Annotated in this window: 11 protein-coding genes; 6 read left to right on the top strand and 5 right to left on the bottom strand. The window is 41.5% G+C overall.

The annotated features are described in order from the left end of the window. Window positions 1-16 precede the first annotated feature (16 nt). The 5 genes from BN8899_RS06255 to BN8899_RS06235 are packed head-to-tail and all read right to left on the bottom strand — an operon-like array spanning window position 17 to window position 5672. Window positions 17-2638, bottom strand: coding sequence for a valine--tRNA ligase (locus BN8899_RS06255; RefSeq protein ID WP_065219413.1), 2622 nt, complete (start codon window positions 2636-2638; stop codon window positions 17-19). Between the two features lie 58 nt (window positions 2639-2696). Beyond that, entirely contained in the window at window positions 2697-3539 is an 843-nt protein-coding gene (locus BN8899_RS06250; RefSeq protein WP_065218771.1) for a zinc ribbon domain-containing protein, read from the bottom strand. 3 nt (window positions 3540-3542) lie between these two features. Next, the gene (locus tag BN8899_RS06245) at window positions 3543-4328 is read right to left on the bottom strand and encodes a Nif3-like dinuclear metal center hexameric protein (RefSeq protein ID WP_018339299.1); all 786 of its coding nucleotides are present in this window, start codon (window positions 4326-4328) and stop codon (window positions 3543-3545) included. A 20-nt stretch (window positions 4329-4348) separates the two neighbouring features. After that, complete coding sequence (locus tag BN8899_RS06240; RefSeq protein ID WP_197496239.1) at window positions 4349-4684, bottom strand: MerR family transcriptional regulator; 336 nt, start codon at window positions 4682-4684, stop codon at window positions 4349-4351. A gap of 13 nt (window positions 4685-4697) precedes the next feature. Next, window positions 4698-5672, bottom strand: coding sequence for a M23 family metallopeptidase (locus BN8899_RS06235; RefSeq protein WP_018339301.1), 975 nt, complete (start codon window positions 5670-5672; stop codon window positions 4698-4700). 160 nt (window positions 5673-5832) lie between these two features. On the opposite strand from BN8899_RS06235, the gene alaS reads away from it, so the two are divergent. From alaS to BN8899_RS06205, 6 genes are all read left to right on the top strand, one after another. Continuing rightward, on the top strand, window positions 5833-8460 hold the full coding sequence (gene alaS, locus BN8899_RS06230) for an alanine--tRNA ligase (protein ID WP_026207828.1): 2628 nt from the start codon (window positions 5833-5835) through the stop codon (window positions 8458-8460). Window positions 8461-8576: 116 nt separating this feature from the next. Next, window positions 8577-10298 carry a tetratricopeptide repeat protein gene (locus BN8899_RS06225; RefSeq protein WP_065218769.1) on the top strand — a complete coding sequence of 574 codons (1722 nt, stop codon included), beginning with the start codon at window positions 8577-8579 and terminating at the stop codon, window positions 10296-10298. A 121-nt stretch (window positions 10299-10419) separates the two neighbouring features. Then, complete coding sequence (locus BN8899_RS06220; protein ID WP_026207829.1) at window positions 10420-11724, top strand: TlpA family protein disulfide reductase; 1305 nt, start codon at window positions 10420-10422, stop codon at window positions 11722-11724. Between the two features lie 141 nt (window positions 11725-11865). Next, window positions 11866-12549, top strand: a complete 684-nt coding sequence (locus tag BN8899_RS06215; RefSeq protein ID WP_018339306.1) for a hypothetical protein — start codon at window positions 11866-11868, stop codon at window positions 12547-12549. Window positions 12550-12705: 156 nt separating this feature from the next. Continuing rightward, window positions 12706-14304 carry a sensor histidine kinase gene (locus BN8899_RS06210; RefSeq protein WP_065218768.1) on the top strand — a complete coding sequence of 533 codons (1599 nt, stop codon included), beginning with the start codon at window positions 12706-12708 and terminating at the stop codon, window positions 14302-14304. 45 nt (window positions 14305-14349) lie between these two features. Then, window positions 14350-15036: a response regulator transcription factor gene (locus BN8899_RS06205; RefSeq protein ID WP_018339308.1), complete on the top strand. Its 687-nt coding sequence runs from the start codon at window positions 14350-14352 to the stop codon at window positions 15034-15036. Window positions 15037-15082: the final 46 nt, after the last annotated feature.

Raw genomic sequence — 15082 nt, 5'->3', positions numbered from 1 at the left:
GTTGTTTCCTATTTATTTATAGTTCTGCCAATTGCTGTTCGATCGCCTTGATTTTAGCTTCGGCATCGGCTTGTTTTTTGCGTTCGTTCTCGATGACTTGTGCGGGAGCGCCGCTCATGAATTTCTCGTTACTTAGTTTTTTCATAACGGAGTTCAGAAAGCCTTGAGCGTAAGCTAGGTCTGCCTCGAGTTTGACTCTTTTTTCTTCGGTGTTGACTTCACCCACGGCGGGGATAAAGTATTCTACCGTGTTGCAGATGAAACTCCATGCTCCTTTTACGGTGTCGTCTACCATCTCAATATCGCTGATGTTACCCATTTTGCTGATTACGGATTCAAAGCGTAACGGGTAACGGTCATTGTTTTTTATTCTAAACGAGATGGCATCTTTGAAGGCAACATTGTTTTGTTTCCGAATCGTACGGATACCGGCGATGACTTCTTTCGTGTTTTCAAATTCACTTAGGAAGTTTTCGTCATAATTGCCGGGTTGCGGTTGCACGGAAACCATGATACTCTCGCCATCTTTTCGTTCACGCAGGTTCTGCCAGATCTCTTCCGTGATAAATGGCATGAAGGGATGGAGCAATTGCAACATTTCCTCGAAAAGAGCAATTGTTTTGTCGTAAGTCGTCCGGTCGATGGGTTGCTCGAAGCCGGGCTTGATGATCTCCAACAGCCATGATGAGAATTCGTCGCGGAATCCGGTGTAGACGGTCATGAGTGCTTCCGACAAACGGTATTGGTCGAATTGGTTATTCAACGTTCCCTTGCACTTGTTGAGATATTGTTCAAACCATTCGAGTGCCAGTTTGGAGTGTTGCGGTTGTTCGATGTCCGCCACTTTCCAGTTGCTGACCAAACGGAAAGCATTCCATATTTTGGTCGTGAAGTTGCGTCCTTGTTCCGGCAAGCTTTCATCGAATAGCAAGTCGCCTCCCGCGGGTGCGCATAGGAGCATACCGACACGTACTCCATCTGCCCCGTATTGGTTGATGAGGTCGATCGGGTCGGGCGAGTTTCCAAGCGATTTGGACATTTTTCGATGTAGTTTGTCGCGCACGATACCTGTCAGGTAAAGATTTTTGAACGGTTTTTCGTGCCTGTATTCGTATCCGGCCATGATCATGCGTGCCATCCAGAAGAAAAGGATGTCTGGTCCGGAAACCAAATCCGTGGTCGGATAGTAATAGTTGATATCTTCGTTGTCCGGTTCCAGTATCCCGTTGAACACGGAAATGGGCCATAACCAGGAGGAAAACCAAGTGTCGAGGCAATCTTCATCCTGGCGCAATTGGTTAGCCGGGATCTCTTTGCCGAACTTGTCTTTTACCAGTTTGGCGGCTTCTTCTTTATTGTTGGCTACAACGTAATCATTGCTATTGGGAAGGTAAAATACCGGAATTTGGTGTCCCCACCATAATTGTCGGCTGATGCACCAATCCTTAACGTTTTCCATCCAGTAGCGGTAGGTGTTTTTGAATTTTGGCGGAGTCAGGCGGATGGCGTCGTTCATCACGGCATCCAATGCCGGTTTTGCCAAATCTTTCATCTTCAGGAACCACTGCATGGAGAGCTTCGGTTCGATCACCACGTTGGTGCGTTCCGAGTAGCCTACTTTATTGTTGTAATCCTCGATCTTAACCAGATTGCCCGCTTGTTCCAGTGCTGGGATGATTTCTTCACGAACGACAAAACGGTCTTTGCCTACAAAAAGTTGGGCATTCTCGTTTAATGTACCATCGTCATTAAATATGTCGATAGATTCAAGATGATGTTTGAATCCGATTTCGTAGTCGTTAATATCATGTGCCGGCGTGATTTTCAACGCTCCGGTTCCGAATTCCATGTCCACGTACTCGTCCTGAATGATCGGGATAACCCGGTTCACAAGCGGAACGATACATTTTTTGCCTGCCAGATGGCGGAAACGTTCGTCGTTGGGATTCACGCATACGGCACTATCCCCGAGGATGGTTTCCGGTCGGGTGGTGGCGATGGTAATATACTCGTCGTTAGCGCCTTCTATTTTGTAACGAAGGTAATACAGCTTGCTGTGTTCTTCCTTATAGATTACTTCTTCATCGGATACGGCTGTTTTGGCAGCCGGGTCCCAGTTTACCATGCGGATACCCCGGTAGATCAATCCTTTGTTGTAGAGGTCGACAAATACTCGGATCACGCTTTCTGAACGGATTTCGTCCATGGTGAAGCATGTTCTGTCCCAATCGCAGGATGCCCCGAGACGTTTCAACTGTTCAAGGATGATTCCCCCGTGTTTTTCTGTCCATGCCCAAGCGTGTTTCAGAAACTCTTCCCGGGTGAGATCCCGTTTCTCGATGCCTTCGCTTTTGAGTTTTGCCACCACTTTGGCTTCCGTGGCTATAGAGGCGTGGTCGGTGCCGGGAACCCAACAAGCGTTCTTTCCTTGCAAGCGAGCCCGTCTGACGAGTACGTCCTGTATCGTGTTGTTCAACATATGTCCCATGTGCAGGACTCCCGTGACGTTAGGCGGGGGAATAACAATACAATACGGAGTTCTCTTTTTATCAACCACAGAATGGAAAAAACGATGTTCCATCCAGTATTGATACCATTTCTCTTCGCTCTTTTGCGGATCGTAGTTTGTTGGAATCATTTTGAGTAAAATTAAAATTTTAGATTCTAAAAAGGCTGCTTGATGAGCAGCCTTGTTTTTATTCTTCTGATTTTCTAATCCTTCTTCCTTTTTTCTTTTGTGCATCAAGAAGGGCGTCAAGGTCTGCTTTTTGTTGCGAGCCGTCGTAGTCACAGATATATTTATCGATGAGGATACGACCACAGTATTCACAGACGATGATTTTTTTCCGGGAACGAATATCCAGTTGTCTTTGTGGCGGAATCTTGTTGAAACATCCACCGCAAGCGTCACGATCCACGGTTACAACGGCAAGACCGTTGCGGGCGTTGGAACGGATACGGCGATAAGCTGTCAACAGACGATCATCGATTGTGGCAGCCAATTCTTCCGACTTTACTTTCAGGGCTTCTTCGTCTTTGTGAGTTTCGTTGACAATGTCGTTCAACTCACCTTTTTTGGCTTCAAGGTCAGAAACTTTCTCTTCATAACGTTTCTTGGATTCCTCCATGAGAGCCTCTTTTTCTGTTTTAGCCTTTGTCGCTTCCCGGATTCTTTTTTCTTGTAATTCGATTTCGAGTTTTTGAAACTCGATTTCCTTGCTTAACGCATCGTATTCACGGTTGTTACGCACGTTGTCAAGTTGTTCGCTATATTTTTTTATAGACTCTTCCGCTTTCTTGATTTCTTGCTTCCTCGTGGAGGTTGTTTTATCAAGTTCGCTTAGTTCAGCCTTCAAGTTTTCGATACGTGTTTCTAGCCCCGCGATCTCATCCTCAAGGTCTTGAACTTCCAAAGGCAATTCTCCTCGAAGAGTCTTGATTTTGTCGATCTCGGTGTCAATTCGTTGTAATTCATACAGGTTCTGCAGTTTCTCTTCAACTGTCAGTTCTTGCATTTTCTCATTGTTATTCGTCACCATATATTATAAGTACTTAATCGGATTTGTATTTATCTCTGAAAACTGAACCGCAAAGGTAGATATTTTTTTTGTAAGTATCTCATAAAATATCTCTTTTGTGAATTGTTCGCTTTCATAATGTCCTATGTCTGCTATCATAATACGGTTTTCCGTGAGGAAAAAATCGTGGTATTTGAAATCGCCGGAGATGTAAATATCCGCGGAATTTGCCAATGCCCGGTAGAAAAAGGAAGCTCCTGCTCCCCCACAGACGGCAACCCTGCGAATCGTCGACATATGAGGCTGCGTATAGCGTAACCGGTCACAATGGAATACCTCTTTTACTTGTTGCAGGAATGTCATGCTTTCGATCGGAGTATCGAGTTCCCCTATAATGCCGAATCCATTGCCTTCCGATGGATCGCCTTCCGGTTGTAGAATTTGCCTGTTGTTCAGGTGAAGTTTGTCTGCCATGCGTCCGCTGACCCCGTTGGCAACGACGTCCATATTGGTGTGGGCGGCATAAATCGTGATGTCGTGTTTGATGGCAGAGATCACGCAACGTTCCACGTAAGTGGCGGGAGTGATGTGTTTCAGCCCGCTGAAAATAAGCGGATGGTGCGAGATGATTAAATTGTGCCCGTGGGCAATTGCCTCGTTCACTACTTCCTCCGTCACGTCGATGCATAGAAGTACGGAAGTTAATTCTCGCTCGGGATCCCCGCAAAGTAGTCCGGAATTGTCAAAACTCGCTTGGAATTTTAGTGGGGCATATTCTTCTATCAGCGAAATTATTTCTTTGATGTACATGGTCGGAGCTTATAAAATTATTACGGTAACTGGTTCTTGATGGACAGTAATTCTTCTTTTATGTTCTTCAAGTGTTTCACGACTTCGAAGTGAAGTTCCGTTTCTTCTTTACGATTCTTCAATTGTTGCTGTGCTCCTTTCAAAGTCATCCCTTTTTCTTTCACTAGGTGATAGATGAGGTGAAAGTTGTCGATATCCACTTTTGTGAATTGGCGGTTCCCTTTCTTGTTTTTGTGAGGTTTGATTACATCAAATTCTTTTTCCCAAAACCGGATGAGGGAGGTATTGACTCCAAACATTTCGGCTACTTCCCCGATAGAGTAATACAGTTTTAATGATTCTTCTTCCACCATAATAATTGAAAATAAGTTAGTCCATGCTTTGTCCTGTGTTGTTTGCTATTTCTACCAATTTTTCGAACTCATCCGGGGTTAAGTCATTAAAGTAGAAATTAATCGGGTCTATGGGTTTGTCGTTTTTCCTAACTTCATAATGCAAGTGAGGCCCGGTGGAAAGACCTGTGTTACCGAGGTAACCGATAACGTCGCCTCGCTTGACTTTCTGTCCTTTCTTCACGAGTATTTTTTCCATGTGGGCATACATGGTTTTATAGCTGAAGCCATGATCGATGATAACATGGCGACCGTATCCTTTATCGAATTGGCTTTCTGTAACCACTCCGTTGCCGGTGGCGTAAATTGGGGTTCCGATGGCTCCGGTGAAATCCATGCCGGCATGGAATTTCGGCGTTTTATATATGGGATGCATCCGGTAACCGAATGAAGAACTTACTTGATGTGTCGTTTTTTCTTTTAATGATACGGGCAAGATAGCCGGGATAGAGGCTAGCATTTCGATTTTGTTCTTGGCTAGGCTTTCGATAGCATCAAAAGATTTGCTTTGAACGAAAAGAGCTTTTGACAGTTCATCAATCTTTTTAGTTGTTCCGACGATGAGGTCTGCATTGTCAAGATGTTTTAAATGCTCGTATTGGTCGACACCTCCTGAACCGGCACGCCGGATGGAGGAAGGAATAGGTTCGGTTTCAAAGATAACCCTGTAAATATTGTCATCCCTTGCTTCCACATCTTTTAATATGTTGTCCAAATATTCGACTTTGTTGCTTAAAAGGCTGTATTGTGTAAGGACTTCTTCGTATTTGCGTTTTAGTTGTTTCTCTTTCGGGGAATCGATGAAAGCATACACGAGGTATAGCATTACGATTGCCAGCGAGAAACTAGAGAAGAATTTTTTGACCAACCGCCAGATTTTTTTCTTTAAAGTTGATTCTATTTTATCAAAAGATAATGTGTCCGAATTAAAATGATACCCTGCTTTCCGCATAGTTATTCAATAAAAAATAGTATTTGCGATGCAAAGTTAAAGAAATAATCTAAATTTGCAACTTGGAAAAACAGGCAATCGATATGATTACATGATATTTCCGTTTGAATGTGAGAAGAAACATTCGTTGTTTTACGTGGATTTACTAAATAGAGAATGTATGAAGTCGGCAGAGATCAGACAGAAATTTTTAGATTTTTTTGAGAAGAAATCACATACAATAGTACCTTCGGCACCGATGGTTATCAAGGGTGACCCAACCCTGATGTTTACAAATGCCGGAATGAATCAATTTAAAGATATTATACTAGGTAATGTTCGTCCGAAAGCGACCCGGGTGGCGGATTCGCAAAAGTGCCTGCGGGTGTCGGGAAAGCACAATGACCTGGAAGAAGTGGGGCATGATACCTATCATCACACGATGTTCGAGATGCTGGGGAACTGGTCTTTCGGTGATTATTTTAAGAAAGAGGCGATTGCTTATGCGTGGGAATTTCTGACCGGTGAAATGAAATTGGATAAAGACCGCTTGTATGCCACTGTTTTCGAGGGAAGCCAGGATGACCATTTGGATGCCGATAATGAGGCGTTGGAATATTGGTTGCAATATTTGCCTAAAGAGCAGATTCTGTATGGGAATAAGAAAGATAATTTCTGGGAAATGGGGGATATGGGACCTTGTGGCCCTTGTTCTGAAATACATATAGATTTGCGCCCGGAAGCAGAACGTAAAATAAAGTCGGGGCGTGATCTCGTGAATAAGGATAATCCTTTGGTAATTGAGATATGGAACCTTGTCTTTATGCAGTACAACCGGAAGGCGGACGGGAGTTTGGAGAATCTGCCGAGCCATCATGTGGATACGGGTATGGGATTTGAGCGGTTGTGTATGGCGGTACAAGGAAAAACGTCTAATTATGATACAGATGTATTTACTCCGATTATCGGGGAAATAGCCCGGTTGAGCGGAAAGGAATATGGCAAGGACAGTGCGGCAGACGTGGCAATGCGTGTGATTGCCGACCATTTACGTACGATAGCTTTCTCCATCACTGACGGACAATTGCCGTCGAACGTGAAAGCCGGATACGTGATTCGCCGTATTCTGCGTAGGGCTGTGCGTTATGCTTATACTTTCTTGGATCAGAAAGAAGCTTTTATGTATAAGCTGGTTCCGGTGTTGATCGAGGTCATGGGGCAACATTATCCCGAATTGATAGCACAAAAGGTGTTGATTGAACGGGTAATTCAGGAGGAAGAAAATGCTTTCTTGCGTACCCTGGATAAGGGTATCAAGTTATTGGATAAGATTATAGAAAAGACTAAGGCAGAAGATTATCTGACCGTGCCGGGTAACGTGGCTTTTGAATTGTACGATACTTATGGTTTCCCGTTGGACTTGACAGAATTAATCTTGAAAGAGAACGGATTGGTAGTGAACCGCCGGGAATTTAAGGCGGAGATGGAAGCCCAAAAGGAGCGTTCTCGTTCTGCTGCAGCAGTGAATACGGATGACTGGGTGGAATTGATCGCTGACGATACCCAAGAATTCGTGGGATACGATTACACGGAAACGGAAGTGCAGATCACTCGTTACCGCCGGGTGAGTGCGAAAGGAAAAACTTTCTATCAGGTGATATTTAATATTACTCCTTTCTATGGCGAGAGCGGGGGACAGGTTGGAGACCGGGGGTGGTTGATTTCCGAAACCGAGAAAATTGATATTTTAGACACGCAGAAAGAAAACGGGTTGACGATGCATCTCATGGATCGCTTGCCCGAGGATTTGACGCAGGTGTTCACGGCTAAGGTTGATTTGGATAAGCGAATTGCGACAGAAAATAACCATACATCGACTCACTTATTGCATTATGCTTTAAGAAAAGTCTTGGGAACTCACGTGGAGCAAAAGGGATCGTTCGTGAGCGATGAGTACTTGCGGTTTGACTTCTCGCATTTCCAAAAGGTGACGGATGAGGAATTGGAAAAAGTAGCCGCAATCGTGAACCAGGAGATTCGCAAGAACTATCCGCTGGAAGAAAATCGTGCAATTCCGATTGGTCAGGCAAAGAAAATGGGAGCGATGGCAATATTTGGAGAGAAGTATGGAGACCTGGTACGTGTGGTGAAATTTGGGGAATCTGTGGAATTGTGTGGAGGTACACATGCCCATGCCACAGGGCAAATCGGCTTCTTCAAGATTATTTCGGAAAGTTCCGTGTCTGCGGGAGTACGTCGTATCGAGGCGATCACTGCAGCTAAGGCTGAGAACTATATCTTAAATACGTTTAAGATGTTGAAGGAGATGGATAGTATGTTTAAGTCCAATCGCGGGATACTGGAAAATATTAAGGCGTTGATCGACGAGAATGAAGGGTTGAAGAAAGATGTGGAGAAGTTTACCAGTGAGAGTTTGAAGATATTGAAAGAAGGTTTGAAGAACGAAAAGCGGGTGATCCGGGACATTAACCTGATCGTTCGGACGGTTGGAATGGCTCCGGCAGCCGCGAAAGATATTGCTTTCCAATTGAAAGGAGAGTTGAATAATCTGATTCTTGTGCTGGGAGGCGTATTTAACGGGAAACCACACTTGACGGTGATGATTGCTGATGCGCTAGTGAAGGATTATGGTTTGCACGCCGGGCAGATCGTGAAGGATGCCGCGGTGGAAATGCGAGGTGGAGGAGGTGGTCAGCCATTCTTCGCTACAGCAGGAGGATCTGATCCGGATGGGGTGGCTCGGGCACTTGAAAGAGCCGAAAAATTAATTTTGGACAAAATTAATTAGAGTTTGGTATAAAATTTGTGCAAGGAATTCCGTATATAGATAAAATTTTATACATTTGTTTTGTGAAAAAACACGTGAACTAATTTGAGTATTACAAATAAAATTAAGAAATCATTATGAAAAGAACATTAGGTCTGGTTGCTGTTGTTGCCTTGTCTGGGTTAATAACTGTTTCCTGTTCTTCCTTGAACAAGATGAAGAAACGCGCAGGAGAGATAACTTACTCCGTAACTCCGGAAACCTTAGTGGCTAAAGGTGGAATGGTTGATTTGAAAATCGACGTGACTTTCCCTGCCAATTATTTTAACAAGAAAGTTGCTTTGGAAGCGACTCCCGTGTTAAGATTTAAAGATGGTGAGAAGGCTTATGAGATGAAAGCAATCCAAGGAGAAAAAGTACAAGGAAATGCTGAAGTTATCCCTTATGAAGCTGGAAAAACGATTACGTATGTAAGCCGTGTTCCGTTCGAGGATGCCATGAGGCTTTCTGATTTGGAGATTGATATCACCGGATCTAAAGGTGCTAAAGTGGTAAAATTTGACCCGAGAAAGATCGGTGACGGTGTGATCGCAACTGAAATGTTGGTAGTCAATGCTCCTGCAACCTCCATTGGTGCTGATAAATTTCAAAGAATCATCAAACAACAAGAAGAAGCTGCTATCTACTATTTGATTAATTCAGCTAATATCCGTTCAAAAGAAATGACTTCTGAAGAAATGAAGAAGTTAGAAGCTTATATCAAAGAGGCTGCTTCAAAAGAAAATATGAACTTGAACGGTATTGACGTTAGATCATATGCTTCTCCTGACGGTGCTTATGACTGGAATGATAAATTAGCTAACAAACGTGAAGCCGGTTCTTCTGATTTCTTGAAAAAACAGATGAAGAAAAGTAAAGTTGAGCAATACAAAGATGAGAATTTTTTCAAGAAATTTGTGGTTGCTGAAGACTGGGACGGATTCAAGAAAGCTATGGAAGCATCAAATATCCAAGACAAAGAATTGATCCTTCGCGTATTGGAAATGCATTCAGATCCTGAAGTAAGAGAAAGAGAAATCAAGAATATTGCTTCTGTATTTGCAGTAGTTGCCGATCAAATCCTTCCGAAATTGAGAAGATCTTTGTTCGTGGTTAACGCTGAATTGATTGGTAAATCAGACGACGAATTGAAAGCTTTGGCTAAATCTAGCCCTGCTGAATTGAACGTGGATGAATTACTTTATTCTGCTACATTGTTTGATAATAACAACGATAAGTTGGCTATCTATCAATCTTGCATGAAACAATTCCCAAGTGATTGGAGAGGTTTCAATGACGCAGGTATGATTCAATTCGAGATGGGTAACGTTGCAGAAGCTCAGGCTAACTTCAATAAAGCAAATTCTTTGTCAGCTAACAATCCTGTTGTTCAAAATAACTTGGGTGCTGTTGCTTTGAAGAATGGAGATTTGAAACAAGCTGAAGTTTATTTCGGTGCTGCTACTGGAGTAGGTCCTGAAGTGGATTACAACAAAGGTATCATCGCAATCAAGAGCGGAGATTATGCTGCAGCTGTAAATTATTTCGGAAAATGCAATTGTGTGAATGCTGCTTTGGCAAACGTACTTGCTGGAAATAATAACGAGGCTTTGAAGAAATTGAACGCTGAAAACAAAGAATGCCCGATGTCTTATTACTTGAAAGCAGTTATTGGCGCTAGAACCAACGATGCTAATGCGGTAATGAGTAATTTGAGAAAAGCATGTTCTTTGGATGCTTCATTCAAACAATTGGCTGCTACCGATATGGAGTTTGCTAAATATTTTGAAAACAATGATTTTACTGCAATTGTAAAATAAGTTATTGTTAATATATGTAAAATGGCGACCCTGAGGTCGCCTTTTTTATTTACCTTTTTTTTAACACATACTTTTCTGCTGAATACATATCTTTGTATCCTTAAAGTTAACACGATAAAGCATGAGGAGTTTGCTAGGTATATTATTTATTGTTCTTCTGGCTGCCTGTGTACAAGATAAAAGCGTACAGGTTTCCGGACGGATTGATACTGGACGTACCCGTGATTCTGTCATCGTCTTTGAAGTGAATGGAGAAATGCATGAGTTTAAGTTAGACAATAGGTATTTTTTCTCTGGTAAAATAAAATTGGAGAAAGGTAGTTATGCATATATTTATCAACCTTATTACATACCCGTGTATTTGGCTCCGGGAGAAGATCTGGAAATAAATATAGTTCGTAATACCGGAATTCCTCAGTTCAAGGGAACATTAAGTGCGGTCAATAATTATTTGAAAGAACAGGGACGAGGGATGGCTTTTATTTCTAATGCTGATTATAAGTTAGAAGAAGAGGCTTTTGTACAACGGATGCAGGATATACTCAACATGAACATTTTGTTGTTGGAAGCCAAGAATCTTGGAGAAGATTTCACGAATCAGGAGAGGGAGAGAATAAGATACGGGATAGCAGGGCAAGCTATTATTTACCCGAATACACATATGGCATCCGATTCAATGGAATATAAACCGGGGGCTACATTTGATAATTTTGTTACCAGTTTTGACTTTAATAATGAGGATTTACTTTCATATCCCTCTTATAAGCAATTCTTGATGTATTATTTCTATTATTACAAAGGAAAGAATATGAGTGTCAGAAGATTGATGAACTATATTCTGACCAATGTAACGAATCTTAAAGTGCGGGACTTCTTATTATCTGAAGTAGTCTATAATTATTTTGCCCATAACGGTTTGAGAGATTCGGATTACTTGCTTTCGATATGTTGGAATGAGGTGTCCGATACGAGTAAGCTTGCAAAGGTGACGCAGTTGGTCGATCGCTGGCGGAAGTTATCTGCTGGAGCAACGGCTCCGAATGCACTTTTGGTTGATAGCTTGGGGAAAGAAACCCAATTGAAAGATATGCGAGGAAAATATCTTTATATCTGTGTGGGGATGCCTGATTTTGGCGGTATGGGTGGGAGTAAAGAGCTGTCAGCCTGGGGAGAGTTAGTGAAAGAATATGAAGGAAAAGATATTCGATTCCTGACATTTTGTCCGGATACGAATATATTTTTGCAAGTAAAAGATATTCCGGGAGAACATTTTTTATTAAAAGATGTTTCCAATTTTTATGCTACTTATATGGTTAGCACCTTACCTAGATACATGTTGATCAACCCGGACGGTAGGATTTCCGTGGCAGATGCTCCGAAACCTACAGGTTCTGTGAAATTACTTTTGCAGAATATGGGGTTATAATTTATTTTTGTATATTTGTCGATGTTTACAGCAAGTAAATTTTACTTGTTGTGATGTTTGGTTAATTATTAGAGCTAGTATAATAACAGATGACATTTACATTTGTAGTAAGCTATAAATGATAAACAAAATTTATTAGACATGAAAAGAATAGGTTTATTTTTAGTGCTTGTGGCATTTTTATTGAGTGCGTGTGATAGCAATTCAGTAAAAGTACGTGGTGAAGTAGAAGGATTGAAAGGGAAAGTAAAATTGTTGGCAGAACTTCCAGGGGAACCGGGATTAACTATTTTGGCTGAACAAGATGTTACAGATGGAAAGATTGATTTGAGAACAGAACAATTCCAGATACCGGGTAGAGTGTGGGTTGATATTGATGGAAAAACTACGGTTGAAGCTATTCTGGACACTAAAGATATGATCTGGATTCAGGGGAAAATTAAGTTCCCGGATCAAATAGAGGCTAAGAATTCAGGTTTAATGGACGAATATGCAGAGTTGAAAAAGCAGTATAAAGAAAGATATGGCAAGGATATTGAAAAAGTAGACCGGTTAATAGGAAAGATCAGCAAGAAAGAGAAGTTGTCTAAAGACGATGAGGTAATGTTAGGTATTCACCAATTGCAAAAGCAACGTTTCTTGAGAAATCGTGCTAATTGGACGAAATCATTGGTGGAAGCTAATCTTGGTAGAGAATTGTCGTTATTCTTGATTAAAGATGAATTGCAAGATAGTTTAGCATTGCAGAAAAGACTTTTCAAAAAGATGAAGGTTGAAAATAAAGAGAGTAATATTTATAAAGTATTGGAAAGTCGTTTACAATAAAGTATAAAACCATTTATTGGTTTTTATTTTCCCGTTTTTATTACTTAGTTGTTTTTTTAGAGGTACCTACCCGGGTACCTCTTTTTAATTTTTCAGGTCAAGCGTTGCATGGTGAGATAAAAAATATTAACTTCGCTAATTGTATAGTGTCAGCTTATGATTAAGAAAATTATTATCAGGATTCTGTCTATTGTCATGCTCATAGCCTTTATCGCCGTGGTAAGCGTGCAGTGGATTTGGATTAAATATAGTATGAAAGAGGGAGAAGCACGTTTTACTTCAAAAGTGTATGACGTGTTGGGGAAGGCTGTCAATTTGGTTGATCAATATAGCGAGCAGAGCCTATACCAGAATATGATGGAGCAGTATAATAAGTTGGAGGAAAAAATTGCTGCTACTGATCAGATATTGGATTCATTGGAACAGGGGAAAGTGTCTTATCAGGAGATGTTCCCTACTTGGTCTATAGAATTTACGCGGACTGACGGACGGACTACGGTAACGCAAACGCAACGAATGATGCCTTTAGAAATATATTCCAGACAACTTCAGGAAACTTCCAGACGATTGCAAGAAGCCTCGGATAGAAGTTTTCCGCACCAATTAATTAAATCTGCGGAGGAAGAGGCTAGTTTGGAAGTGGATTCTTTGGATCGACGGCGTTTGGTAGATATGGTCAGAAAAGCGTTGATTCGCTATATGAAAGAAGAGGATCCGCACAATGCTGACATTGCCAAACGGCTTCAGGGGGTGGATATGGATCCTTATCTGCGGGAAGAAATGGTAAACACGGGAATAAAGAATCATTTCAAGTGGAAGATCATGAAGGGGGAGGAGTTGTTGAAGTATATCAAAGAACATGGCAAGAAAGGATTTTATTACACGGAGTTGTTCCCGAACGATCAGATAAAGAAAGATGCTAACTTGTGCATCATGTTTGACACGAAAGATTCGCTTTTCTATAATAATATCGGATGGATGTTTATCGCTTCCGGTTTCTGTATTATCGGTTTAATGTCCGTGTTTATAATAACAATCGTCGTGATCATGCGGCAGCAAAAACTTTCCGTGATCAAGAATGATTTTATTAATAACATGACACATGAATTTAAAACTCCTTTGGCGACAATTTCTTTGGCGACGGCAGCCATCGAGAAAGAGAAAGTGCTGAATGATAAAAGTCAGTTGTTGAAATTCAATTCGATGATTCGAAACGAGAATGAACGGATGAATAAATATGTGGAGCGTATCCTATTACAGGCTAAGCTCGATCGTCGGGAGGTACATTTGAAAAAAGTGAACGTAAACTTGAACGTGTTGGTGGACGAAACGGTTGAACATTTCCGTTTGCAAGTCGAGGAACGAGGTGGGATAATCAAGGCAGACCTGGATCCGGAAGGTTATGTCATGAGTGCGGACGAAGTGCATATGCTGAACGTGATATGTAATTTAGTAGATAATGCTATAAAATATTCGCATGATTCGTTGAATGTGTATATATTTACAAAGCGGGAGGACAATCGTTTTATTATCGGGGTCAGGGATACCGGCATCGGAATTCCTAAGGAAGCTCAGGATAAGGTGTTTAAACGATTCTACCGCGTGCCGAGCGGAAACGTGCATAATGTAAAAGGTTTCGGCTTGGGATTAAGTTACGCCAGGTCTATTGTGGAATTGCACGGGGGAGAAATTCGCCTGACTTCTAAAAAGAACAAAGGTACCTTGGTGGAGATTATTTTTAAGATGGAAGAGTAACCGGACAAAAATTAGAATTTGAAGTAGTAAATTAAAATTGAATATATGGGACATAAAATACTTTTAGTAGAAGACGATCCTTGTTTTGGTTCAGTATTGAAATCCTACCTGGAATTATCCGATTACGATGTGATACATTGTACGAACGGGGTAGACGGGTTCGAGGCATTTCGTAAAGAGAAGTTTGATTTGTGTCTTTTAGATGTGATGATGCCCGAGATGGACGGTTTCACGCTGGGGAAAAAGATACGGGAATTGGATGTAACAGTACCTTTTGTCTATATCACGGCAAAAAGTATGAAAGATGATATGAAGTTAGGCTACGAAATAGGGGCGGATGATTATATCGTGAAACCTTTTGATTCGGAATTGTTGATATTTAAGATCAAAGCAATCTTGAGCCGTTGCGAGCACGAGGAAACGGAAGTTAAGCCGAAACTTATCGAGTTAGGAGCCTATTTGTTCAACACGGAGTTGCGCACGATCACGAAAGGGGATGAGGTTATTAAGCTAACCCCGAAAGAATCCCGTTTGTTGGAATTATTGTACTACCACAGAGATGGTTTATTGCAGCGGGATAAGGCATTGAATGAAATATGGGGTGCCAGTGATTATTTTACAGCTCGTAGTATGGACGTGTACGTGACAAAATTAAGAAAATATTTCAAGGATGATCCATCGATCAAGATTGAGAACGTGCATGGTTCTGGCTTCCGCTTGATTCTTGATTGATAGAACGAGAAGATAAGAACTAAAAGTTAAAAGCTAAAAACTAAAA

The organism is Butyricimonas sp. Marseille-P2440 (genome assembly GCF_900091675.1).
Taxonomy (GTDB): Bacteria; Bacteroidota; Bacteroidia; order Bacteroidales; family Marinifilaceae; genus Butyricimonas; species Butyricimonas synergistica.
This window is presented reverse-complemented; position numbering and strand designations above follow the sequence as displayed.

Bases quoted from the DNA above. Each gene is read 5' to 3' on its own strand.
- BN8899_RS06255 (WP_065219413.1), bottom strand. From the start codon at position 2,638: ATGATTCCAACAAACTACGATCCGCAAAAGAGCGAAGAGAAATGGTAT.
- BN8899_RS06250 (WP_065218771.1), bottom strand. From the start codon at position 3,539: ATGGTGACGAATAACAATGAGAAAATGCAAGAACTGACAGTTGAAGAG.
- BN8899_RS06245 (WP_018339299.1), bottom strand. From the start codon at position 4,328: ATGTACATCAAAGAAATAATTTCGCTGATAGAAGAATATGCCCCACTA.
- BN8899_RS06235 (WP_018339301.1), bottom strand. From the start codon at position 5,672: ATGCGGAAAGCAGGGTATCATTTTAATTCGGACACATTATCTTTTGAT.
- alaS (WP_026207828.1), top strand. From the start codon at position 5,833: ATGAAGTCGGCAGAGATCAGACAGAAATTTTTAGATTTTTTTGAGAAG.
- BN8899_RS06225 (WP_065218769.1), top strand. From the start codon at position 8,577: ATGAAAAGAACATTAGGTCTGGTTGCTGTTGTTGCCTTGTCTGGGTTA.
- BN8899_RS06220 (WP_026207829.1), top strand. From the start codon at position 10,420: ATGAGGAGTTTGCTAGGTATATTATTTATTGTTCTTCTGGCTGCCTGT.
- BN8899_RS06215 (WP_018339306.1), top strand. From the start codon at position 11,866: ATGAAAAGAATAGGTTTATTTTTAGTGCTTGTGGCATTTTTATTGAGT.
- BN8899_RS06210 (WP_065218768.1), top strand. From the start codon at position 12,706: ATGATTAAGAAAATTATTATCAGGATTCTGTCTATTGTCATGCTCATA.
- BN8899_RS06205 (WP_018339308.1), top strand. From the start codon at position 14,350: ATGGGACATAAAATACTTTTAGTAGAAGACGATCCTTGTTTTGGTTCA.